General features: G+C 72.9%; 10 protein-coding genes. 6 read left to right on the top strand and 4 right to left on the bottom strand.

Annotation, left to right across the window (positions count from 1 at the left end; translation table 11 throughout):
• The first annotated feature begins 100 nt into the window (after positions 1 to 100).
• From G4D85_RS35165 to G4D85_RS35155, 3 genes are read left to right on the top strand one after another with little or no spacing between them, the layout of a single operon-like run.
• Complete coding sequence (locus tag G4D85_RS35165; protein ID WP_164018467.1) at positions 101 to 6,337, top strand: type I polyketide synthase; 6,237 nt, start codon at positions 101 to 103, stop codon at positions 6,335 to 6,337.
• Positions 6,334 to 7,158 (top strand): alpha/beta hydrolase, encoded by an 825-nt coding sequence (locus G4D85_RS35160; protein ID WP_240359680.1) that lies wholly within the window; start codon positions 6,334 to 6,336, stop codon positions 7,156 to 7,158. The genes G4D85_RS35165 and G4D85_RS35160 overlap by 4 nt, the downstream gene beginning before the upstream one ends.
• A 35-nt stretch (positions 7,159 to 7,193) precedes the next feature.
• Complete coding sequence (locus tag G4D85_RS35155) at positions 7,194 to 11,873, top strand: MupA/Atu3671 family FMN-dependent luciferase-like monooxygenase (protein WP_164018466.1); 4,680 nt, start codon at positions 7,194 to 7,196, stop codon at positions 11,871 to 11,873.
• A 26-nt stretch (positions 11,874 to 11,899) separates the two neighbouring features.
• Here the strand turns inward: G4D85_RS35155 and G4D85_RS35150 are convergent, their stop codons facing one another.
• The 4 genes from G4D85_RS35150 to G4D85_RS35135 form a co-directional block, all read right to left on the bottom strand.
• Positions 11,900 to 12,421, bottom strand: a complete 522-nt coding sequence (locus tag G4D85_RS35150) for a hypothetical protein (protein WP_240359679.1) — start codon at positions 12,419 to 12,421, stop codon at positions 11,900 to 11,902.
• Positions 12,422 to 12,997, bottom strand: coding sequence for a hypothetical protein (locus G4D85_RS35145; RefSeq protein WP_164018465.1), 576 nt, complete (start codon positions 12,995 to 12,997; stop codon positions 12,422 to 12,424). It lies immediately after the preceding gene.
• Between the two features lie 135 nt (positions 12,998 to 13,132).
• Positions 13,133 to 16,312 carry a lantibiotic dehydratase gene (locus G4D85_RS35140; protein ID WP_164018464.1) on the bottom strand — a complete coding sequence of 1,060 codons (3,180 nt, stop codon included), beginning with the start codon at positions 16,310 to 16,312 and terminating at the stop codon, positions 13,133 to 13,135.
• Positions 16,309 to 17,589 carry a lanthionine synthetase C family protein gene (locus G4D85_RS35135; RefSeq protein WP_164018463.1) on the bottom strand — a complete coding sequence of 427 codons (1,281 nt, stop codon included), beginning with the start codon at positions 17,587 to 17,589 and terminating at the stop codon, positions 16,309 to 16,311. The genes G4D85_RS35140 and G4D85_RS35135 overlap by 4 nt, the downstream gene beginning before the upstream one ends.
• Positions 17,590 to 17,838: 249 nt before the next feature.
• Here G4D85_RS35135 and G4D85_RS35130 point away from each other — a divergent pair, with 249 nt between their 5' ends.
• The 3 genes from G4D85_RS35130 to G4D85_RS35120 all read left to right on the top strand — a co-directional run bounded on the left by G4D85_RS35130 (position 17,839) and on the right by G4D85_RS35120 (position 24,601).
• Entirely contained in the window at positions 17,839 to 17,985 is a 147-nt protein-coding gene (locus G4D85_RS35130; protein ID WP_164018462.1) for a hypothetical protein, read from the top strand.
• Positions 17,986 to 18,220: 235 nt separating this feature from the next.
• Positions 18,221 to 19,483 (top strand): saccharopine dehydrogenase family protein, encoded by a 1,263-nt coding sequence (locus G4D85_RS35125; protein ID WP_164018461.1) that lies wholly within the window; start codon positions 18,221 to 18,223, stop codon positions 19,481 to 19,483.
• A 213-nt stretch (positions 19,484 to 19,696) separates the two neighbouring features.
• The gene (locus tag G4D85_RS35120) at positions 19,697 to 24,601 is read left to right on the top strand and encodes a hypothetical protein (RefSeq protein ID WP_240359678.1); all 4,905 of its coding nucleotides are present in this window, start codon (positions 19,697 to 19,699) and stop codon (positions 24,599 to 24,601) included.
• Positions 24,602 to 25,027: the final 426 nt, after the last annotated feature.

Genomic DNA, 25,027 nt, shown 5'->3' with positions numbered 1-25,027 from the left:
CAGGGGATTCACCTCCTGGATCCGGGGTGCATACGACCCCACTCCCCCGAGTGTGTTGAAATAGGTTTTCCCCAAGACGCTGGGTTGAAGAGCTACTGCCATGACGGACGAAGTTGAGGGTTTTTCGGAGTCTCCAGACATCGCGGTGGTGGGGATGTCCGCCCGGCTGCCTGGAGCGCGGGACGTGGACACCTACTGGCGTCGCGTGCGCGACGGCGTGGGGTCGATTACGTGGTTCACCGACGCGCAGCTGCTGAGCGCGGGCGTGGACCCGTCCCTGCTGAGGGACCCGAACTATGTGAAGGCCGGCATGGTGTACGAGGGGCTGGAGGACTTCGACGCCGGCTTCTTCGGCTTCAGCCCGCGCGAGGCGTCCATCATGGACCCCCAGCACCGGCACTTCCTGGAGGTGTGCTGGGAAGCGCTGGAGCACTGCGGGCACCCGCCCGAGTCCTTCAAGGGCCCCATCGGCGTGTTCGGCGGCTCCGGCATGAACGCGTACATGCCGTACAACCTCTTCACCAACCCGCAGTTGATGGAGCAGGTGGGCCTGTTCCTCGTGCGGCACACGGGCAACGACAAGGACTTCCTCACCACCCGCGTCTCGTACTGCCTGGACCTGCGCGGCCCCAGCCTCAACGTGCAGACGGCGTGCTCCACGTCGCTGGTCGCCATCCACTCGGCGGTGCAGAGCCTGCTCTCGCGCGAGTGTGACCTGGCGCTGGCGGGCGGCGTCACGCTGGAGATGCCGCACTACCGGGGCTACCTGTACCAGGAGGGAGAGATTCTCTCCCCGGACGGGCACTGCCGCGCCTTCGACCACCGCTCGCAGGGGACGCTCTTCGGCAGCGGCGTGGGCGTGGTGGCGCTGCGCCGGCTGGAGGACGCCCTGGCGGATGGGGACACCATCTACGCGGTGGTGAAGGGCAGCGCGGTGAACAACGACGGCGCGCGCAAGGTGGGCTACCTCGCGCCGTCCGTGGATGGCCAGGCGGACGCCGTGGTGGAGGCGCTCAACGTCTCCGGCGTCCCGGCGGACAGCATCGACTACATCGAGTGCCACGGCACCGGCACTCCGGTGGGCGACCCGATTGAAATCACCGCCCTCACCCAGGCCTTCCGCACCCAGACGCAGAAGAGCGGGTTCTGCCGCATCGGCTCGGTGAAGACGAACATCGGCCACCTGGACACCGCCGCCGGTGTGGCGAGCTTCATCAAGGTCGTCCAGATGCTGCGCCACAAGCAGATGGCGCCGAGCCTCAACTACGAGAAGCCGAACCCGCAAATCGACTTCGCCCGCACGCCGTTCGCGGTGAACGCCACCCTGCGCGAGTGGACCGCGAAGGGCGGTCGTCCCCGCCGCGCCGCGGTGAACTCGCTGGGCGTGGGCGGCACCAACGCGCACGTCATCCTGGAGGAGGCTCCGGCGCAGCCGCAGACGTCCGCGGCCCGGCCCTTCGAGACGCTGTGGCTGTCCGCTCGGTCTCCCGCCGCGCTGGAGCGCGCATGCCGCCGGCTCGCCCAGCGGCTGGGCGAGGAGAACGCCCCCAACCTGGGGGACACGTCCTTCACCCTGCTGGCCGGCCGCCGCCGCTTCGCGCACCGCCGCGCGGTGGTGGTGTCCTCGCGCGAGGACGCCATCCGTCTGCTGGAGCAGCCCGAGCCGGCGCGCACCGCGCAGGCCCACACCGAGGCCGAGGGTCGCTCGGTGGTGTTCCTCTTCCCCGGGGGCGGGGCGCAGTACCCCGGCATGGCGAAGGGGCTCTACGAGCAGGAGCCCGTGTTCCGCCGCTCGCTGGACGAGTGCCTCAAGCTGCTGGAGCAGCACGAGTCGCTCCAGCTCCGCCCGCTGCTGTTCCCCGAGGCCGGCAAGGAGGCCGAGGCGCGCACGCAATTGGAGCAGGCCACGTACGCGCTGCCCGCGCTGCTGTCCGTGGAGCTGTCGCTGGCCGCGCTGTGGAAGTCGCGCGGCCTGACGCCCGCGGCGTGCCTGGGTCACAGCATGGGCGAGTACGCCTGCGCCCAGATTCTGGGTGTCCTCTCTATAAAGGATGCGCTGGGCATCGTCGCCTGCCGCGGCCGGCTCTTCGACCAGCTCCCCGCGGGCGCCATGCTCAGCGTGGAGCTGCCGGAGGCGGAGCTGAGGCCGCTGCTGGGGCCGGGGTTGGACCTCGGGGCGCACAACGCGCCGAGCCTGTGCCTCGTCTCCGGTGAGGTGGCGGCCATCGACGCGCTGGAGGCGCAGCTCAAGGAGCGCGAGGTGGAGGCCCGGCGCCTGCACATCCGCGTCGCCGCGCACTCGCGCATGCTGGAGCCCATCCTCGCGCCGTTCCGCGAGTACCTGGCGAAGGTGCGCTTCTCCGCGCCCACGGCGCCGTGGGTCTCCAACGTCACCGGCACGTGGATTACGCCCGAGGAGGCGACGTCGCCCGACTACTGGGTGCGCCACCTGCGCCAGCCGGTGCGCTTCGCCGAGGGCGCTGGCGTGCTGCTGGCGGACAAGGCGCGCGTCTACCTGGAGGTCGGTCCCGGGCAGACGCTCATCTCCCTTCTGCGCGCCCAGGTCGAGAAGCCGGCGGCCGAGGGACTGGTGCCGTCGCTGCGGCACCCGAACGACACCGTCGCGGACCTGGCCTTCTTCCAGCTCGCGCTCGGCCGCCTGTGGGCGGCGGGCGTCAACCTGGACGCGGCCGTGCTCTTCGAGGGCCAGAAGCGGCGCCGCATCGGCCTGCCCACCTACGCCTTCGAGCGCGAGCGCCACTGGGTGGAGCCGGGCGCGGGCACCTTCATGGCCCGGCGCGAGAGCGACCGCCCGCTGGTGCGCGAGGAGGACGTGTCCCGCTGGGGCTACGCGCCGCGCTTCCGCGAGCAGCCGGGTCCGAAGCCGGAGGCTCCGGCCGCGAATGAGCGCTGGCTGCTGCTGGCGGACGAGGAGCCTCTCGCCGAGGAGCTGTCCCGCGAGCTGGGCGCCCGGGGCGCGCTGGTGCAGCGCGTGCTGCCGGGGGGCACGTTCGGCCGCCGGCCGGATGGCGCCTTCACCCTGCGGCCCGACGCGCGCGAGGACTGGGAGGCGCTCTGGGACGCGCTGGGCGCGGACGGGCGCGTGCCTCCGAGGCTCGTGGACCTGCCGGGCCTGGACGCGGCGGAGGGCGGCTGGGAGCGCGCGGTGTCGCGGCACTTCCTGGCGCCGCTCGCGCTGATGCAGTCCCTCACCGCCGAGTCGCTGCCCCAGGGGCTGCGCTACGTGCGGGTGATGCGGGGCGGCATGGGCGTGGACGGGCCCGCGCGGTCGCCGGAGCAGGCGCTCGCGCTCGGCCCCGTGCTGGTGGCCCCGAAGGAGCTCCCCGAGCTGTCGGCGCGCGCGGTGGACGTCGAGGCGGGCGCTGCCCCGGCGACGCAGGCCCGCGAGCTGGCGGATGAGCTGCTGCGGCCGGACGTGGACGCTCCGGTGGCGCTGCGCGGCGGGCACCGCTGGGTGCAGGTGCTGGAGCGGGCCGCGCTGCAGGAGGCGCCGACGCCGCTGCGCGAGCAGGGCGTGTACCTCATCACCGGCGGCCTGGGCGGCATCGGCCGGACGCTGGCGGAGCTGTTCGCGCGCAAGGCGAAGGCGCGGCTGGCGCTCGTGTCCCGGTCGGCGGCCAGCCCCTCGCACGCGGAGCTCCAGCGCATGCTGGAGGGTCTGGGCGCGCAGGTGCTGTTGCTCAAGGCGGACACCTCGGACGCGGTCCAGCTCACGGCCGCCATCGCCGAGGTGAAGGCCCGCTTCGGGGCGCTGCACGGCGTGGTGCACGCCGCGGGTGGCCTGGAGGACGGGCCCCTGGAGGCGAAGACGCGCGACTCGGCGCTGCGGGTGCTGGCGCCCAAGGCGCTCGGCGCGCTCGCGCTGGAGCAGGCGCTGCACGGCACGCAGCTCGACTTCTTCGTCAGCTTCTCCTCGACGAGCGCGCACCTGGGCCCTCCGGGGCAGGTGGACTACGTCGCGGCCAACGCGTTCCTCCTGGCCCAGGCGGCCCGGCTGGAGGCGTCCGGCACCGCGAAGCGCGCGCTCGCGCTGGGGTGGGGTGTCTGGCAGGAGGTGGGCATGGCCGCCGCGCAGGTGGCGCCACGGCTGCCTCCGGGCGAGCCGGTGGCCCATCCGCTGCTGCAGCGGCGCGTGGAGGCCCCGTCGGGCCAGCACGTCTTCCGCGCCATCTACGACGCGAAGGCGCTGTGGGTGCTGGACGAGCACCGCACGCGTGGCGGCGGGCCGGTGCTTCCAGGCACGGGCTACGTGGAGCTGGCGCGGGCGGCCTGGGAGACGGTGCGCCCCGGCACTCCGCTGGACGTGGACCACCTGTCATTCGTGGCGCCGCTCGACGTGCCGGACGGCGAGGTGCGCGAGGTGGAGGTGGTGCTGGCGTCCGAGGGCGACGGCTTCACCTTCCGCGTGTCGAGCCGGGCGGCCAGCAGCGCCTGGGTGGAGCACGCCACCGCGCGGCTCGGCCCGGCGGCGGGCGGGCCTCCCGCGCCCCTGGACGTGGCGGCCGTGCGCGCGCGCTGCACGGCGCGGTCGCTCACCTTCGGCGAGGGCGAGCAGTCGCTGCCGCAGGACTCGCTCCTGGCCTTCGGGCCTCGCTGGAAGGTGCTGCGCACCGCGGGCTTCGGCGCGTCCGAGGCCCTGGGCCGGCTGGAGCTGCCGCGTGCGTTCCTCGGAGACGTGGCGACGTACGCGCTGCCGCCGGGGCTCCTGGACATCGCCTCCGGCTTCGCCTTCTCGCTGCTGCCCGACGCGGGCCAGCCCGGGAAGCTGCACGTGCCCGTCTCCTACCGGCACCTGCGGGTGTGGGGCCCCTGGCCCGAGGTGGCGCTGAGCCACGTGCGCGTGCGCCAGGAGGAGGGACGCGGGGCGCTGCTCGACGTCACCCTCTGTGACGCCGACGGTCGCGTGTTCTGCGCCATCGAGGGCTACCTCGTCGCCTCCGTCGAGGCGAAGCGGTTCGGCCGCTCACCGCAGAAGAAGGGCTCGCTGCTGGAGACGTGGCTGCCGCTGGGCATCAAGCCGGCGGAGGGCCAGGAGGCCTTCCTGCGCGCGCTGTCCCTGTCCGGCACGAATGCGCTCTTCGTCAGCTCCATGGACCTGCACGGGCTGGCGGCACGCCTGCGCCCGCAGCAGGAAGCGGCGAAGCCCGCGGCCTCCGCGGCCCCGCAGCCGGGCGCGGCTCCGGCCCAGGCGGCGGCGGACTCTCCGCGCGACGACGTGGAGCGCAAGCTGGCGGAGCTGTGGCAGCAGCTGCTCGGCGTGCCCCGGGTGGGGCTGAAGGACAGCTTCTTCGACCTGGGCGGACACTCGCTCATCGCGGTGCGCCTGTTCGCGCGCATCAAGAAGACGCTGGGCGCGGACCTGACGCTGGCCACGCTGTTCGAGGCTCCCACGCTGGAGCAGTGCGCGGCGCTGGTGCGCGAGGCCGCCGGCATTCCCTTCACGCCGGACGCCGCTCCGGGCGAGGCGGCCCCGGCCGCCACGGCGACTCCAGGGAAGGCGCAGCCAAGAGAGTGGACGCCGCTCGTCGCCATCCAGAAGGGCGGCTCCGGCACTCCCTTCTTCTGCGTGCACGGCGCGGGAGGCAACGTCCTCAACTTCCGCGAGCTGGCGGGGACGCTCGGCAAGGACCAGCCCTTCTACGGCCTGCAGGCGCGAGGCGTGGACGGCAAGCTGCCGCCCGCGGAGAGCATCGAGGAGATGGCCACCATCTACCTGGATGGCATCCGGCAGGTGCGGCCCAAGGGGCCCTACATGCTCGGCGGCTACTCCGGCGGCGGCGTGGTCGCCTACGAGATGGCGCAGCGGCTGCGGGCCATGGGCGAGGAGGTGTCGCTCGTCGCCTTCCTGGACACCTTCCACCCCAGCACCCAGGAGCGGCGGCTGTCCTTCAACGAGCGGCTGCGGGCGATTCGCGAGGAGGGCCCGGCCTACGTCACCAACAAGCTGCGCCAGAAGGTGGAGCGCGACGGCAACCGGCTCATCAGCCAGCTGAAGCTGCGCTGGTACGAGCAGCGTGGCGAAGCGCCTCCCATCGAGCTGAGAGACCTCCAGCTCACCGCGCGTTTCCAGTACCTCGCGAGCCGCTACAGCCCGCGCCCGTATACCGGGCCGGTGACGCTGTTCCGCGCGCAGGAAATCAGCCTCGTCTACTCGCACATGGGAAAGACGCTGGGCTGGGAGCCGCTGGTGCCGACGCTGCGCATCCGCGAGGTGCCCGGGGACCATGACAGCCTGGTGCGCGAGCCCAACGTCCACGTCCTGGGGCGCATGCTGCGCGCGGCCCTGGATGAGGCCCAGCAGGTGAGCGGGAAGTGACGCGGAAGGCTCTGGTCGTCATGGCGCTCGCAGGCGCGCTGGGGGCAGCGGTGCTGAAGCTCGGCTGGCTGGACAGGAAGGCGGAGGTCCCGGGGCCCTTCCCCTATGACGGCGCGCCCCTGGCCTCCGAGGCGGCGGCGCGGCTGGAGGCAGGTGGGTGGACCCTCGGCAACGTCGAGGGGCCCTACCGCCAGCGGGCGCTGACGCGGCCTCCCGCGCCGGGCGAGACGCGCTGGGTGGTCTTCTTCGGGGGCAACGGCCCGGGCTACCTCGAGGAGGCGCGCTCGGTGCTGGAGTCGCTGGACGCCGGACGCGGGCTCGGGCTGGCCGCGGTGGCGCCGCCGGGCTTCGATGGCTCCCCTGGGAGGCCGTCGCCGGAGGCCCTGCGCTCCGGGACCGAGGCCGCGGTGCGCTGGCTCGTCGCCACGCACCGGCCGGGCCCGGAGGCCATCCACCTCGTGGGCTTCTCCATGGGGAGCAACGCGGCGCTGACGGCGGCGCACACGCTGGCGCGGGACGGCGTCAAGGCGCGGAGCGTGGTCCTCCTGGCGCCCTTCACCCGCATGGACGTGACGGACAAGGGGCTTCGCGGCCGGCTGCGGACCCCGGACCGGTACGACAACCTGTCGCTCGTCGCCGAAGGTCTGCCGCCCGTCCGTGTGCTGCACGGGCAGGCGGACTCGGCACTGCCCCCTTCCCATGGAGAGGAACTTGCCCGCAGGCTGGGGGCGCCGTTCCAGACCTTTCCAGGGGTGGGGCACGCGGAACTGCTGAAGCATCCCGACGCCCTCGCCGAGGCGCGCGCGGCATTGGAACCGTAATTCAGCTGGCTGCTGCCAGCGACCGGAGGCACCGTATGACCGCGACAGTCGAGTCGCCCACCTGCTTCATCATCGGCGAGGGCACCCTCGTCGTCCCCTGTGCCCAGGCGCTCCAGGAGCGGGGCGTCGGGATTCTCGGCCTCGTCACGCGCGAGCCCTCCCTCCAGAAGTGGGCGGAGGAGCAGGGAATTCCCCACGTGCCGCCCGGGGAGAAGGTGCTGCCCTTCCTCTCCGCCAGGCCCTTCGACTGGCTCTTCAGCATCGTCAACCTGAGCCTGGTGAAGGACGAGGTGCTGCGGCTGCCCCGCCGCATGGCCATCAACTTCCATGACGGGCCGCTGCCCCGCTATGCCGGCCTCAACGTCACCTCGTGGGCGCTGCTGCACCGCGAGGCGCAGCACGGCGTCACGTGGCACGAGATGACGTCGGGCGCGGACAAGGGCCGCATCCTCAAGCAGCGCCTCTTCGACGTCGCCCCCAACGAGACGGCCTTCAGCCTCAACGCGCGCTGCTACACGCTGGGCATGGAGACCTTCGCCGAGCTCGCGGCGGAGCTGGTGGAAGGCCGCGTCGAGCCCGTCGAGCAGGACTTCGCCCAGCGCAGCTACTTCGGCCTCGCCCAGCGCCCGGACGCCGCGGCGCTGGTGGACCTGCACGGCGACGTGGAGGACGCGCGCGCGCTGGTGGCGGCGCTCGACTACGGTGGCTATCCCAACCCGCTCGCCTTCGCCAAGCTGTGGCTGGGCAGCGCGCCGGTGGCCATCTCCGAGGCGCGCAGGGGGGAGGAGGGCTCCGACGCGAGCCCCGGCACCATCGTCTCCATCGAAGGCGACGCGCTGACGCTGGCGTTCCAGGGCGGCGACCTCACGCTGAAGGGCCCCAAGGGGCTGTGCGGTGCGCCGCTGTCGTGGGCGGAGTTGCTGGGCTCGCGCAACCTCGCGGTGGGGGATGCGCTCTCGCCGGCCGCTCCGGAGCTGCGTGCGCGCCTGGGCGAGGTGGGCCCGCTGGCGGGCAGGGCGGAGGCCTTCTTCCTCGGCCGGCTGGAGACGCTCGCGCCTCCGGACCTGCCGTTCCTGGGCGGCAGCGCCAAGGAGGAGGGGACGCACTCGCTGACGCTGGCGGCCAGCGACCTCGCCGCCGGCTGGGCCAGCGACCTGCCGCCCGATGAGCGGCTGCTCTTCACCGCCGCGGCCTTCCTGTCGCGCCTGTCCCCCGAGCCGCGCTTCGACGTGGGTTTCAGCGACGCCGGTACGCGCGCCCGCATCAAGGATGTTGAGGGCTTCTACGCCTCGCAGCTCCCGCTCCGGCTGGAGCTGCCCATGAAGGACGCGCCGGCCGCCGCCGCCGCGGCCTTCCGCAAGGGGCTGGCGCAGCTTCGCGAGAAGGCCGTCATGGCCCGCGACGTGCTCGGCCGCTCGCCGCAGCTCTCCGGCCTGCCTCGCCACATGGGCGAGGTGGCGTACCCCGTCGCCTTGCGCCTCTCCGCACCGGGCGAGCTGGGCCACCTCGTCCCCGGCGCGGCCCTGACGGTCTCCGTGGACGCGGACGGCGCGAAGGCGCACCTCATCTTCGATGCCGCCCGGGTGGACAAGGGCCGCGTCTCCGAGCTGTCGCGCCAGCTCTCCGCGTTCCTCGCGTCCCTCCAGGAGGCCCCCTCCAAGCCGGTGGGCGAGCACGACCTGCTGGGCGTGGAGGAGCGCAAGCTGCTCGCGCTGTGGAACGACACCCGCCGCGAGCTGCCTGCGGACGCCACGCTCCACGGCCTCTTCCGGGCGCAGGTGCAGCGCACCCCGGACGCCACCGCGCTCGTCTGTCGCGGGGCCTCGCTGACGTACCGCGAGCTGGATGAGCGCAGCGACGTGCTGGCGCGTCACCTGCGCGGCGCGGGTGTGGGCCGCGACGTGCGCGTGGGCATCTTCATGGAGCGCTCGCTGGAGATGATGGTGGGCGTGCTGGCGACGCACAAGGCGGGCGGCTGCTACGTCCCGTTGGACCCGGCGTACCCGGCCGAGCGCATCGCCTTCATGGTGGAGGATGCGGGCTGCCACCTGGTGCTCACGCAGGAGCGGCTGCTCGCGCGCGTGCCCGGCGCCGCCCGGCAGGTGCTCGCCGTGGACTCGGCGTGGGAGCGCATCGCCGCCTCGGCGGACGCGCAGACGCCCCCGGGCGCCCCGGAGAGCCTCGCCTACGTCATCTACACCTCCGGCAGCACGGGCAAGCCCAAGGGGGTGATGATTGAGCACCGCAACTTCGTGAACTTCGGCCTCGGCATGGACGAGCGCCTGGGCACGGAGCGCGGCACGTGGCTCGCCGTCACCAGCCTCAACTTCGACATCTCCGTGCTGGAGCTGTTGTGGACGCTCACCCGTGGCTTCACGGTGGTCATCCACGCGGAGCGGCAGGGCGGCGCGCAGGAGGGCAAGCACGCCACGCGCGCCATGGACTTCAGCCTCTTCTACTTCTCCAGCGACGAAGGCGAGCGGCCCGAGGGGCGCTACGACCTGCTGATGGAGAGCGCGCGCTTCGCGGACACGAACGGCTTCTGCGCCGTGTGGACGCCGGAGCGGCACTTCCACGCCTTTGGCGGCCTGTTCCCCAACCCGGCCCTCACCTCGGCCGCGCTGGCGGCGGTGACTCGCAACGTCCAGCTGCGCGCGGGCAGCCTCGTGTCGCCGCTGCACCCCACGCTGCGCATCGCCGAGGACTGGTCCGTGGTGGACAACATCTCCCACGGCCGCGTCGGCATCTCCTTCGCGGCGGGCTGGCAGCCCAACGACTTCGCCCTGCGGCCGGAGAACTTCGCGGACCGCAAGCGCATCATGTTCCAGCAGATTGAGGACGTGCGGAAGCTGTGGCGCGGCGAGACGCTGGAGGCGAAGGGCGGCAGCGGCGCGACGGTGAAGCTGCGCACCCTGCCGCGCCCGGTGCAGAAGGAGCTGCCCATCTGGGTCACCACCGCCGGCAACCCCGAGACTTTCGAGGAGGCCGCGCGCGCGGGCTGCCACCTGCTCACGCACCTGCTCGGCCAGACGCCCGAGGAGGTGGCGCAGAAGATTTCCATCTACCGCGAGGCGTGGCGCAAGGCCGGCCACCCTGGCAAGGGCACCGTGACGCTGATGCTGCACACCTTCGTCGGTGAGTCCGAAGCCACCGTGAAGGAAGTGGTGCGCGGGCCGATGAAGTCGTACCTCAAGTCCTCGGTGAGCCTCATCAAGGAGGCCGCCTGGAGCTTCCCGGCCTTCAAGGCGCAGACGACCCTGTCCAACGGCAACTTCGGCACGGACAACCTCTCCCCCGAGGAGATGGACGCGCTGCTGGACTTCTCCTTCGAGCGCTACTTCCAGACGTCCAGCCTCTTCGGCAGCGTGGACACCTGCGTCGCCTTCGTCGACAAGCTGAAGGGCATGGACGTGGACGAGGTGGCCTGCCTCGTGGACTTCGGCGTGCCGACGGCGCTGGTGATGGAGCACCTTCCCCTGCTGGCCCAGGTGCTCAAGCGCGCCAACGCCAGCGTGGGCGTGAAGCCGGTGGAGGGCGAGGAGCTGGACGGCTCCGTGCCCGCGCTGCTGGAGCGCCACCCGGTGACGCACCTCCAGTGCACGCCGTCCCAGGCGAGCATGCTGCTGGCCGAGGAGCGCGCCCGCGCGGGCCTCACGCGGCTGAAGAAGATGATGGTGGGCGGCGAGGCCTTCCCGGTGCCGCTGGCGCGGCAGCTCTCCGAGACAGTCTCCGGCGACGTGCTCAACATGTACGGGCCCACGGAGACGACCATCTGGTCCTCGACGTACCCGGTGAAGAATGTGGGAGACGGGGTGCCCATCGGCACGCCCATCGCCAACACGCAGCTCTACGTGCTGGACGCGCAGCAGCGGCCCATGCCCATCGGCGCGGTGGGCGAGCTGTACATCGGCGGCGCGGGTGTGGTGCGCGGCTACCACAACCGGCCGGAGCTGGATCGCGAGCGCTTCGTGGCGGACCCGTTCTCCTCGCAGCCGGGCGCGCGGATGTACCGCACCGGTGACGCCGCGCGCTGGCGGCAGGACGGCATGGTGGAGTTCATCGGCCGCCTGGACCATCAGGTGAAGGTGCGTGGCTTCCGCATCGAGCTGGGCGAAATCGAGGCCCGGCTGGGCGAGCACCCCGCGGTGCGCGAGACGGTGGTGGTGGTGCGCGAGGACATCCCTGGCGACAAGCGCCTGGTGGCGTACCTCATCGCGAAGCCGGGCGAGCCGCCTGCGGCGGATGCGCTGCGCGACTTCCTGCGCTCGCGGCTGCCCGAGTACATGGTGCCGCAGGCCTTCGTCACGCTGAGCACCTTCCCGCAGACGCCGAACAAGAAGGTGGACCGCAAGGCCCTGCCGCCGCCGGAGCAGGCCCAGGCGCGTGGCGCCTTCACCAAGCCGGAGAGCGAGACGGAGACGATGCTCGCCAGCGTCTGGCAGGAGGTGCTCAAGCTCGAGTCGGTGGGCGTGGACGACAAGTTCGCCGACCTGGGTGGGCACTCGCTGCTGATGGTGCAGGTGCTCGACAAGCTCAAGGCGAAGGTGGAGAAGCCGCTCACGCTGGTGGACCTGTTCCGCTACCCCACCATCCGCGCCCTCTCCAGCTTCCTCTCCGGCGACAGCGGCGAGGAAGAGGCGCTCAAGGAAGTCGCGGCGCGCGGTGAGGCTCGCGCGGCGGCCCGGCGCGCCATGACGCAGCGTCGTCGCCGGTAGCGCTCACGACGGAGGGCGCCCGGAAGTCATACCCGGGCGCCCGGCCAGCAGGACGACACCGCCGCGCGCTTCCAGCCCACCGCGAGGGCGACGAGGAGCCCCGGCAGCGTGAGCAGGTCGGTGATGTCCACCACGTGGGCGACGGGCACGAGCGACGGAACGTCACGTCCCTGGAGCAGCGCTCCGCCCATGCGCAAGGGCCACTGGAGGAAGCCCAGTGCCCAGCGCCAGCCATCGCCCGCGAGCACGGAGAGCTTCGTCGCGGAGAAGCACAGCCCCGTCAGGAGCACGCACGTCACCAGCACGGAGCGGGAAGGACGGAAGCCGCGTCCGCCCCACGCGCGGGCCTGCTCCCAGAGCGCCTGGAGGAGCAGGGGGAACATCACCAGTCCGGCCAGGTCCGACAGCTTCCCCGTCCACCACGAAGGCCACCGGGCCTTGAAGACGTGGTCGTTGAGGATGAGCAGCGCCACCGCGCCAAGCACCAGCGGGTGCAGCAGCGCGCTGCCGGGAAACGGCTCCGGCGGACGTGGCTCGGAGGCGGACACTCAGCGCTCCTGAATTTCCACGGTGAAGCCCTTCGGAGCGTCGTCCGTAAAGGTGTACGCCTCGGCGTTCACCTTCCAGTCCACTTCGACAGTGCCCTCGCCGAGCTCGCCCTGGGCCTCGAAGTCCAGCTCCACCTCCAGCTCACACCCCTTCTTGAGCGTGCACGTGTCGAAGTAGGCGCTGCCCGCATACCATTCCTGCGAAGCGCCGGGCGTATCGAGGGTAAAGGTCCGGCCCGTCTCCTGGGTATCGTCAACCCGGGCCAGCCGCGCCCGGAGCGTGGGGGCTGGCGAAGTGGTGGGGCCAGCCGGCATCCAGCGTGCGGTCAGGAGCCCATTCACCTCCCCCCTCACGTCTTCGGACGAGTCCCTTGCGGAGACCCGGATGACGAAGCCGCGCGTGCTCCTGGGCGTGTCCTGCGTCAGGCGCAGGGTAGAGCCGATGGTCGCGGTGGCGGGCGGGGAACGCGGTGGGGACGTGGCCACGGTGCCGAGGCAGGCCACCACCAGGACGAGGGTCGCCGCATGGCGGCGGAGACGGGAGGGGGAGGGCGTGGGGGAAGGGGAGGGGCGCATGGGGGGCATCATCGCTCGAAGCCGGTCCGGACGTCCTGGCCACGGCCGGAGTGCGGCCCCGACCAGAGCAACCCATGTGCCACCGACGCCCCGAGGGAGCCACGCGCGCCCCCGGAGGAAATCGTGACTCCGGTGTCAGGCCCCCTGGCGCTGGCGGGCGGCCCGGGACTCGTAGAGCCGGTGCAGGAAGTCGTACAGCACCAGCTCCTGTGCCCGCGCCGCCGCCCGCAGCATCCGGTTGGTATGCATGTGGACCAGGCTCGCGGCCAGGTGGGGAAGGGCCTGCCCCAGTGCCCCCTGGGCGGAGAGCGCCCTCAGCCGCTCCATCATCGGCGCGTGTCGCTCCGAGCGCCGCCGCAGCACGGCCAGCCCGGGAGCTAGCGGATCTTCGGGGGCCGGAGGGTTCCAGAGGAGCGCCTCCAACTCGTGGCGGTGGGTGCGGAAGCGCTCGCCGAGCTGCCGCTCGAAGGCGCCGTCCACCTGGAACTCCTGCCCATGGGACTCTCGCAGCCCCGCGAGGAGCTGGCGTCGGGCCTCCAGGTCCAGGCCCAAGTCATCGAGGAGCGCGTCGATGCCGCGCAGCGTGAGCCGCCAGCGCGCGTCCGCGCCCTCGTCACCCACGCACGTGTCGAGCAGCTCCAGCACGGCCTCGCTGTCCGCGTGGAAGAGGTGCTCGGCGAGCAGCATGGCTTCGTCCCCGCCGTAGCGCTCCACCTCGCGCTCGTAGGTGTCGAGCTGGACGCGGTGGACGAGCCCGGCCTGCGTCGCCGCCAGCGCGCCGTGAAGGCGCTCCAGCACCTCCATGCGGAGTCGCACCGGGTCTCCCTGGAAGCGCACCCGCACGTGCCAGTCCGGGTCCCCGAAGCGGAGGAAGAACCATTGCGTCGCCGCGCCGGACGCCAGCGCATCGCGCGCCACCGGGGCCACGACGTCCCGCAGGACGGCGTCCGCCGTGGCCGTGCCCGTGTAGAGCTTGAGGTAGAGCCACTCCGAGCCCGGCGCGAAGGAGCGGGTGATGGGAACGGCGCGCCTGGGCGAGGTGCGCGCGGCCGGCCGGGTCGCCGGAGCGGAGCGCACGAAGGGCACCAGCAGCTCGTGGACGAAGCGTCCCTCGGGACCCTGGACGCAGAGCCCCTCGGTGAGCAGCTCCACCAGCACCACGTGGGGCCGGTCCTTCACCAGGTGGACGAAGGTGTCGACGCTCAGCGCGTTGTCCAGGTCCACTGGCAGCACGTTGTCCCGGTCCTCGACGCCCACGAAGCGCGGCAGCCGCAGCTCGGCGCGGAGGCGCTGCGCGGCCTGGAAGCGCTCCGCCTCGGGCGTGGCACCCAGCGCGCGGAGCGTGGGGACCCGCAGGCGCCAGCGGGCGCGGAAGAGGATGAGCTTGCCGGCGGTGACGCGGGGGAGGAACGCGCTGTCCGCGAGCGGGCCCCACCACCAGCGCAGGCCCGGCGAGACGCCCTGCTGCTGGAGCGTGGCCAGGAAGGTGTAGGGCCGCAGGTGGGCCCTGCCGAAGTCGTGGACGTTGGTCATCCGGGGCAGGACTTCGCGCCCCTGGCTCGCGGACCGCAGGACGATGCGCCGGCCCTGGACGGAGATGCGCAGGTCGGTGATGGGAACCTGCTTCGCCTGAGGCGCGCCCGAGTGCCCGAGGTACACGAGCTCATGGTCTCTGAGGACGGGGCGGCAGAGGACGTTGCCCACGCGCCCCTCGGGAAGGTGGACCAGCTCCGCGAAGAGTGCGTCCGGGCGCAGCGCCTCCTCCGCGCGCAGGTGCTCCGCCACGTGCTGATGCAGCTCCGGGTCCACGTGACAGAAGCGCCCCAGCAGCGGCGCGCCCGAGGGCCCCATCACCGACTCCACCACCACCTGGAACCGCCCCGCGTCGATGTCCTCCGGGGAGGCGGCCACCACGCTCGCCATGACGGAGAAGGCGTCCGGCAGCGGGTCCGTCCGGGGATTCTCCAGCGCTGACAGGTCGCTCTCGTCCAGCTCCAGCTGCTGCCCACCCTTGCGCAGCAGCTCCGTCAACCGGTGCTGCAGGTGGGCCTGTCCTGGGCCCCAGGGCTGGCGCTCCGGCGCGGCGTCGGAGGGAAAGGCGAGCCCCCGCAGCAGCGGACTGGCCTCGGCGGTGATGGGGTTGCTCACCTCGAAGCCGATGCCCACGTCCTCGTCCAGCGCCTCCACCAGCGGGACTTCGCGCCCCTCGTAGCGGCGCACGAAGGCCTCGCAGAAGCGCCGCAGGGAAGGGGACTCGGCCGCGGGGCTGATGCGGTGGAGGAGGGCCGCGCCCCGGGCCAGCTCCTCCACCACCCGGGGCCCCAGCGTGAGCTCCGCGCCGGGCTTCACCAGGTCCACCTGGAAGAGGCGGCTCACCTCGACGGGAGTGGGCAGCGCCTCCAGCCCGCGCGCGATGACCCGGTAGTGCGACGGCGCCGTCCCGAGCGGCGAGGCGTCCAGGTCCGCGAGCGCGCCCTGCACCAGCTCCAGGCGCCGGTGGTAGCCGGCCATGGAAGGCACGGTGGCCAGGCGCGCGAGCAGCTCGTCGAGGGGCTCGGGGCCCGTCACCCGGGGCGGCAGCTCGGGGACGAGGAGCTGGTGGTCCACCAGCATGCCGACATAGTCCGCGGCCTCCTCGCGGGACACGTCGGGGTCCGCGTGGGTGAGGGCCTGGACCAGCTCGGAGAGGCGTGCTCCCGGGCGGGCGCGCTCCAGGGTGGCCTCCAGGTAGTCCGTGGGCTCCACGGCGACCAGGTGGTACGCGCGCGTGCGCCCCGTCATGTGGGACTCGGCGTAGCGCAGCTTCCCGGCGCTCCGGTAGAGGCTGGAGTTGGGCCGGTAGTCGAGGACGTCGCGCAGCGCGGGCTCCCGGGCGAGCCGCTCCGTCAGCGCGCTGACGTAGTCCATGTCCAGCCGCGTGTGGCGGCGGTACGTGTCCCGGGGCTTCAGGGTGAGGCGGGTGCTCGGGCCCAGCAGGCCCACGGAGCCGCCCGCGAAGAGGCCGAACGGCGTGGCGCGCGCGGCCATGCGCTGCCAGTACCGCACCAGCGAGCGCTCGAGCTTCTGTCCCCACTCGCCGTCGGGCGCGCGGAGCCACTCGGAGATGCCCTCGTCCAACGAGGGCGAGGCGAGGAACAGGGCCTCGCGAAGCTCTCCGCCCGCGAGCCCGGCCGCGAGGCGACGTCGAAGCAGGGCCCGGTCCTCCCCGGCGCTCTCGCTCCAGGCGAGGAGCGTGTCGAAGGGCAGCAGCGGAGAGCGGAGGACGAAGAACCCCGACGTCGTGTAGCCGGGCAGGGACGCGAGCGGGGCGGTCATGACTGAAGCGAGGGGCTGGAGCGCAGGGACATGAGGAGCAGGCGGTCCCACCGGGGCTCCACCGAGGACGTCGCCGCCAGCAGTGCCAGGGCGATGCCGGTGGCGCCCGCGAGCAGCCCTGGCTGGTCCGTCCAGGCCTCGCCGCCCTCGGGGAGGAACTCCAGCGTCTGGAACCCGCCCACGCCCACGCCCGGCCGCCGGAGTGAGAGGGCATGGCGGAACCAGCGGCGCGCGGCGTCCGCGAAGAGGCTCTCGCCCGTGGCCTGGAAGAGCCGGTTGTACAGGTGCGCGAGGCCGGCCGCGCCATGGCAGAGGCCCGCGTCCCTCACGAGCTCGGGGCTGCTCCAGCGGGCCACCGTCTCGCGGCAGAGCGCGAGGGCCTCCCGCTCCCAGTCGGCGTCACCCACGGCGCGGGCGATGCCATGGAGGATGAGCGCCACGCCGGGGTCCCCGTAGCACCACGCGGGACGGCTCGGCCAGTGGCGTGGCTCTTCGCTGGCGTCCAGCCGCGTGGGAAAGCGCGCGGTGGCGGAGTCGGGCGCGCGCTGCTTCATCAGCCACGTCCAGCCACCCTGGAGCAGGGTCCGCGCGGAGGACTCCGCGACGCCGTGGGCCACGGCCCCCGCCAGCACGGCCAGCACGCCGGGGACTCCATGCGCGACGCCCAGGTTGTAGCAGCCCCGCGGAAAGCGCTCCCGGGACCTGGCCTCGATGTGGTGGGGAGGCGTCTTCCAGCGAAGGCCCTCGCCCACGGGCTCCGCGAGCTCGCCCAGCCGTGCCACCACGTGCTCCAGGCACTGGCGGGCCCCGGGACGGGGAAGGCGCTCCAGCATGTAGACGCCCAGCCCCACCAGCCCGCTCACGAGGTCATAGCGGTGGGGCCAGGGGTGCGTCTGGAGGTAGTCCGCGAGCGCGGCGTCGATGTCCGTCAGCGGGTCCTCGTCGGGCGACTCGGGCGTTCCCTGGGCGTGCTGGACGGCCCAGGCGATGCCGGGAAAGCCGTCGTACAGGTCAGGCAGCAGCGTCGTGGTGGCGAGCGCGTCGGTGACCTCGTCCAGCAGCGCGTCCGCCCTCGCGTCGGAAGGGGAGTCCGGCCAGACGCTCGCGTGGTAGGCGAACAGGACCGCCATGCCCGTCTTTCCCTGGGCGAGGGAGGTGGCCAGGGGCTCCCGGGTCGCGAAGCGGGGAAGGTCCTCGAGGATGTGCCCCAGGGCCCGCAGGGCGGCCTCGCGCTCCGCGCCCTCCAGCAGGGGCCTCCAGCTCACCGTCCTCCGCATGCCGTCTTCCTCGCTTCCGTTTTTGCCGCGAATCCAGACAACCATCTTGCAGGTCGGCGTCGCGATGGGATCGAAAATCGCTCTCAGTCGCTGACTGTCATTGCATGGAGAGTGTAATAATTCAGTGTCGTGAATTGGACGATTGGTATGTGAATGCGGAGAACGCGATGAGGTGCCCTGGACGGGGTTGCAAGATTTGAGGGCCGCTCATTGGCGGTGATTCACAACCTCATCAGGGAGCGCGACGCCATGAACCCGCACGACAACAAGCAGCCCAAGAAGCTGAGCCTGAGCCGTGAGACGGTCCGCATCCTCTCGAACGTGGAAGCTTCTCCCGCCAAGAAGGAGGCCACCACGCCCGTCTGCACCGAGTACGGTCCTCGCTGCGAGCTGTGAAACGCCTGACCGGCCGATAGGCCGGTGAACCTCACCGGGTGGGAAACGCAGTCCTCATCCGGTGGGGTGCCTGATTCCTGGAGGGACCCGGCCGCCAGCGATTGTGGCCCGCGGAATCAGGAGTCGAGCCGGAAGCACCGCTCCGCCACCTCCTGACCCGCTCGTGAATCCTTGTCGGCAGTGGGGCTACGCCGGGGTTGCGGTGGCAGGGACGCGCGGCCAGAGTGCCGGGCCCATGAGCAAGTCCTCCGCAGAATTCGACGTCATCGTCTGGGGTGCCACCGGCTTCACCGGACGCCTCGTCGCCGAATACCTCGCCCGGAACCAGGATGCCCACCGTGCGCGCTGGGCGCTGGCGGGGCGGGACCTCAAGAAGCTGGAGGAGGTGCGCCGGGGCCTGGCCTCGCTGACGCCCTCGTGCGCGGAGCTGCCGCTGCTGGTGGCGGACGCGAAGGACCCCGCCTCGCTGGACGCGCTGGTGACGCGCACGCGCGTGGTGTGCACCACGGTGGGCCCCTACGCGCGCTATGGCAACGAGCTGGTGGCGGCGTGCGCCCGCGCGGGCACGGACTACTGCGACCTGACGGGCGAGGTGCAGTGGATGCGGCGCATGATTGACGCCCACCACGAGCAGGCGCGGGCCAGCGGCGCGCGCATCGTCCACACCTGCGGCTTCGACTCGATTCCGTCGGACCTGGGCGTGCTGATGATGCAGGAGCACATGCGCGAGAAGCACGGCGGGCACCTGGGCTCGGTGCGCCTCTACATGGGCCCGATGCGCGGTGGCGCCAGTGGCGGCACGGTGGCCAGCGTGGTGCAGGCGATGGAGGAGGTGGCGGCGGACCCCTCGGTGCGCAGAATCCTGGGGAACCCCCGGGCGCTGGACCCGGACCCGCGCCAGCCGCGCAACCCGGCGGAGCGCGACGTGGCGACGGTGCGCTACAGCCAGGAGGCGGGGCAATGGACGGGGCCCTTCGTCATGGCCGCGGTGAACACGCGCGTGGTGAGGCGCAGCCATGCGCTGCTCGGCTATCCCTGGGGCCGCGACTTCCGCTACACGGAGGTGGCGGGCTACGGCACCGGGGTGAGGGGGCTGGCGCGCGCCACGAGCATGACGGCGGGCCTGGGTGGCGCCTTCCTCGCGCTGCAGGTGAAGCCGCTGCGCAAGCTGCTGGAGGCGAAGGTGCTGCCGGCGCCGGGTGAGGGGCCTTCCACGGAGGAGCGGGAGCGGGGCTACTTCGTGGCGCGGCTGCTGGGCGAGGGCACTTCGCCGCGCACCGGGAGCGAGGTGCGGCTGAAGGGCAAGGTGGCGGCGAAGGGAGACCCGGGCTACGCGGCCACGGCACGCATGCTCGCCGAGTCCGCGCTCAGCCTCGCGTTCGACGCGATTCCCACCCAGGGCGGAGTGCTCACCCCTGCCTCGTGCATGGGCCTGCGGCTCGTCGAGCGCCTGCGCAAGGCGGGCATGACGTTTGAGGTGCAAGAGCAGGGCGCCTGAGACGGGGGAAGGCCCGACAAACGGGGGGCGGCCCATGGGCGGAGTCGGAGGTGATTGGGGCCCCCCGGGCTGAAGAGGGGCCGTAGGCGCTATGCTGGGGCCATCATGATCTGCCCAAGCTGCGCGTGGGTTCGCGCCGAAGAACCGGGGGGCGCGTGTCCGGAGTGCGGCACCGCGCTCGTTCCTCCCACGAGGCCACACGTCGAAGACCTCGTGCGGAAGACGCTGCGACAGCGCGTCCAACGCTGGCGCCACGACGGGCTCGTCGATGACCTCACGGCGGGCCGGCTGGAACAGTCGCTCGACGAAGCTCCGGTGGCCCAGCTCGACCTGCCACAGGCCGTCAGTCCGACACTGGAGCCGGCACCGGAGGCCCAGGCCGTCCGTGTGGAGGCCTGGGCGGATGACGTCGCCGGCTCCCTGCGCCGCGCGGCGGGGTGGCGCCCCGGCTGGGGCACGGCGCTGGCGCACTCGCTGGACGAGGCCGCGAAGGCGGAGCGGGAGCTGGCGGCCCGGAAGCGCGCGCGAGCCCATGGCGGGCACGACTCCGAGGAGGACGCCAGCGAGGTGGGCCTCGGCGCGGCGCTGGGCTCGGGGCAGGCGCTCTTCGCGCAGGGACACACGGGCGGGCTGGGGGGCGGGCTGGAGGCGGTGGTGGCGCTGGACGACGGCGGCCCCACGAACACGCCCCGCCTGAACGACTACATCTGGTGGTTCCTCGGCGCGGTGCTGGTGCTGGGCGGCTCGCTCATGGGCGTGCGCGAGGCGTGGCGGGCGCTGGGCGGCGTGCCGAGGCAGCTCCTCGTCACGGGCGCGCTCTTCGGCTACCACGCGGCCTTCATCGGCCTGGGTGTCTTCCTGTCGCGGCGCTCGCTGTCGGCCGGACGCATCCTGGCGGGCATCGGCCTCGCGCTGCTGCCGGTGGTGTTCGTCGCGCTGTCCGCGCTGGTGGCGCTGTTGCCGCTCCTGGGCGTGGGTGTCGCGCTCGGCGTCGCCGCGGTAGGGCTCATTCCGCTGAGGGCGGCGGGACGTCTGCTGCACGGGCTGTCGGGTGCTTCGCTGGCGGTGGCGCTGTGGCCCTCGCTGCTGGCCGGGTTGCCGCTGATGGGCTTGCAGGAAGAGCCGTGGCTGCGCGCGCTCTGTGCGTCCGCTGGGGTGGTGGCGGTGGGCGTCTCGGCCTGGCGCGCTCGGGCGGCGGGCCCTGGGCTGGCCTCGCTCGTCGGTGTGGGCGCGGCGCTCTATGGGGCGCTCTGTCTGGCTTTGTTCTGCGTGGCCAGCGCGCCGTCCGGCTTCGATGCGCTGGAGGCGGGCACTCCGCTGTTCGCGGGCATGACGCTGTGGGCGGTAGCGCTGGCCTCGGTGGTGGCGGCGGCGACTTCGGACACGGTGCGGGACGCGCATCCGCGCGCGGGCCCGGTGGTGGAGACGCTGGCGCACGCGGTGGTGGCCAGCGGTGCGCTCGCTGGCGCGCTGGGCGCGTTCTCCGCGCCGGTGGGTGACCTCTGGGTGGACCTGGCCTCGGCGCTCGCCCCGGTGGTGGCCGCGGGCGTCTTCTTCCTGCTGGAGCCCCGGCGCCGGGCGCTGGTCCATCCCGCGGTGATGGCCGCGATGCTGGCGGGCGTGCTGCTCTCACGCACGCAGGCGCCCGAGGGCCCCGCATGGTGGGCCTTCGGGGGCGCGGCGGTGTGCGCGGGCCTGTTGCTCGCGGCGCGGGTGACGGTGCCCCAGGGCACGCGCATCCGGCTGCTGGCGTGGGGCGTCGTCGGCTCGCTCCTGGCCATGCCCGTCGTCACGGGCGCGGCGTGGGGCTGGTCCTTCGAGGGTGTGTGGCCCCAGGCGCTGACGGGGCTGGTCATCGCGGCGGCGGCCCACGTGGCGGGAGGCTGGCGCTGGCGGGGCCTGCACTATCTGGGCGGCGTCGCCATGCTGTTTGGTGCGCTCACGTACGTCGCGGGCATGCCGGCGCTCGCTGGCAGCGCGTCGAGCCTGGCCGTCCTCGCGCTGGCGGGAGGGCTCTATGGCCTCGCCGGGCTCGCGCATGGGACGTGGGCCCACCCCGAAGGGCACGCCAACGCGCTGCGGCCCCTGGATGACCTGTCCCTGGCGATGGCGTCGCTGGGCGTGGCGCTGTCCGTGGGCGTGATGCCGGTGCTGCCCGAGGCGCTGGCTCCCTTCGCGGAGCGCTGGAGCGGTGGGCTGGCCTGCGTACCCACGGCGCTGGCGTCGACGTTGCTGCTGCTGCGCGTTCGAAGGGACGGGAGCCGGCTGGTCGCCTTCCTCGCGGCCTCGGGCCTCGCGCTGGTCGTGGCGCAGTTCCTGGACACCGTGTCCGAGCCCGGCTCGGCGCGAGCCGCGCTGGTCTCCGCGTCCGTGGGTCTCGGCTTCGCGGTCTTCGCGGCGCTGCGCCGTCCTGTTCCGGCGCAGCCTCCGGAGGGGACGCCCGTGGCCCGTGCCCGTGGGCGGACGCTGCTCGGCTTCCTCCCGCTGCCTCTCGGCGCGCGGGGCCTCAACCTCTTCACGGATGGCTTCTCCGGCGCCGTGTTCTTGCAGGTGGTGGCCGCGACGCTCGCCCTCGTGAGCTGGCTGCCCGTACCGGATGACGCCGAGCGGCCCCAGGTGCTGCTCGCGGGAGCGCTGCTCACGGCCAGCGCGCTGGTGGCGTTCGTGTCGCGAGGCTTCGTCGCGTGGCGCCTGCGCGGCTCGGTGGTGACGCTGGCCCTGGGGGGCGGCTTCATCGCCCTCACCGCGGTCCTCAACCGCGCGGGCCGGCCGCTTCCGCCCGACCTGTCCGCGTGGCGCATGCCGCTCATTGGCATCGCGCTGTGGGGGCTCGCGCTGGCGACGCGGCGCTTCGGGCCCGCGCTGGGCAGGCTCTTGGAGAACCCGACCCACGGCCGGCTCTACCATGCGGTGCCGCATGCGGGCGTGGCCGCGCTGGTCCTCGTCCAACTGAAGAGCGCGCTGGGTGTCGGGGCGCCGGACCCTTCTCGCGCGCTCGCGGTGGTGCCGCCGCTCACGCTGCTGGGCGCGGCGCTGCTGTCGCTGCTGCTGGCGTGGTCCTTCCGCTCGGTGCTCATCGTGCAATGGGGGCTGCTGCTGGGACTGCCCGGCGCCGCGCTCCTGGCCGCGAGGCAGGACCTGTTCGGCCCGGGGCTGGTCGCGCTGCTTCCTCCTGACGGGCAGTGGGTGCCAGCCGCGGCGGTGCTCGCCTCGTCCCAGGCCCTGGACTGGCTCCAGCCCGAGACGTGGCTCGTGCCGGGAGACACGCTCTTCCTCCTCTGGCAGCGCGCGTTCGCGGGCGTCGCCGCCGCGGGACTCGTCTATGCGGGCGCCGTGTTCGGGGTGCGGCACGAGCCCTTGAGGCACGCCCTGCGCCGGTGGTCCGTCTTCGCCGTGGGGCTGGTCTGTGCCGCCGCGTTCTTCCAGCCGGGGTTGCCGGCGGCCGGGCTCGCCTTCGCGACGGGCGCGCTGCTCTTCGCGGGAGGGGCTCGCTCGCAGGGACGTGCCGTCCTGGGCGTGGGCATCTTCCTGCTCGTGCTTGCGCAGACCCACCGGGTGTCCTTCCTGGAGTCGTGGCCGGGCCCCGTGCTGGCGCTGGTGGGGCTCGCGGTGGTGGTGCTCGGTCCCTGGGTGACGAGGCGGCGGGGTGTGGACCCGAGCGTGACGCGCGTACGCGTGCACCAGGTCGCGCTGGGCTACTCCGTGGTCGCGCTGGTGTACGCGCTGGCGGTGACGGGGGCGACATCGCCCGTGCTGGCCGTGCCCACCCTGTTGTGGAGGATGCTGCTGGGCCTGGGCGGTTCGTGGATGGACTCCGCCGCGCTCCCGGTGACGTTGGCCCTCGTCGCCACGACGTCGTTCGTGGCGGCCTTCCAGTGGCGGGGCGCCTTCGCGGGCCTCGTCGCCTGGGGCGCGTCCAGCGTGGCGGGGAGCGCCGTGCTCTCCTCGCTCATGGCCTTCATCGTGATGCGAGCGAGCGGCACGGATGTGTCGCCGGGCTACGCGGAGCTCTTCACGACGCATGGCGCGGCGCTGGCGCTCGCCACGGCGGGCAGTGTCCTCGCCCTGCACCTGGCGTGGCTGGGGACGCAGCGAGGCCGGGAGGACGTGGCGGACGGGCTGGGGTGGGCGCGTGACGGGTGGCTGGTGCTGGGCGGGCTGCTGCTGGCCATCGTCGCCACGAGCGGCCGGGCGTCGGAGGAGGCGCTGCCGCTGGCCATCTCCGCCATCGGGCTCTCGGTGCTGGTGTCGCTGCACTGCGCGTGGCGCGCGCACACGGGCCGGCACGTCTACTTCGTGCAGGTGGCGGTGGTGGGCGTCTACGCGCTGGTGCGCGGCCTGTACGCGCCCGGCCTGCGAGCCGAGCACGACGCCCTCTTCGCGCTGGCGCTGGGCTTCGTGCTGGTGGGCGTGACGGTGCTGGCGCGGCGGGCCGGGGTGCGCCCGGTGGAGGCGGCGACACGGCGGTTCGCGGCGCTGCTGCCCATCGGCGTGGCGCTGGTGCTTCCCGGAGACGCGACAGGCGAGGCGGCGCTGCTCGCGGGGGGCTCGGGCCTGCTGTACGCGGCGCTGGGCGCGGTGGAGCGCAGCCGCATGTTCGGCGCCTTCGCCGCGGCGGCGTGCAACGTGGCGTTGCTCGTCGCGGCGCTCGCGTATGGCCTGGAGGGGCTGGAGGTGTACCTGGCGCCGCTCGGATTGCTGCTGCTGATGCTGAGCCAGTTGTTCACGTCGAGCCTGCCCCAGGCGGCGCGTAACGCGGTGCGCGTCGTCGGAGGACTGCTGCTGTACGTGCCCGCGGCCGCGAAGCTGGCGATGCGGGTGGGGGAGTCGGCGGACGGGACGTACGCGCTCGTCTTCGGCGGTGTCTGCCTGCTCGGCGTGGCGGTGGGAATGGCCCTGCAGATTCGCGCCTATCTCGCGCTGGGGACGCTCTTCCTCACGCTGGACGTGGTGGCCAACCTGCTCAACGCGGGCCTGAGGGACCACCGCGTCGGCTTCCTGGTGATGACGCTCACCGGGCTCGCAATCGTCAGCGCGCGGGTGCTGGCCACGCTGCGACGCCAGGAATGGGAGTTGATGGTCCGGAGGGTGCGCGTCGGACTGCGTGACTGGGATTGAGCCGGCGCTCGGGTGCGACAAGCGAGCGTCGCCCGCTTCTTCGCGCGGGCGCCATGGAGGCGGGTGTCCGGGGCGTCCCTGCCGCGGTACTGGGCTCGCTGCGCTGAAACGGACGCACCGGAGTTTTTACCGGGCCGCGAGTCACGAGGCTCGCGGGCTGCCCTCAAGTGCCTGGAAATGCTTGGCTTTTGTCACGTCCAAGGCTTGGCACGCGCTCTGCTATGGAGTGGTGCAGAAGCACGGCGCGGTAGGGGGCAGGGCGGTACGGGCGGCGGGTTGGACGGTGCAGGACGGGGCAGGACGGCAGCATCGGCGGTGGGCAGCACGGGCGGCGGGTAGGGCGGGGCAGCACGGCGGTACGGGGCAGCACGGGCGGCGGGTAGGGCGGGCAGCACGGCGGTACGGGGCAGCACGGGCGGCGGGTAG

Origin of the sequence: Pyxidicoccus trucidator (genome assembly GCF_010894435.1) — a bacterium.
Classification (GTDB): domain Bacteria; phylum Myxococcota; class Myxococcia; order Myxococcales; family Myxococcaceae; genus Myxococcus; species Myxococcus trucidator.
This window is presented reverse-complemented; position numbering and strand designations above follow the sequence as displayed.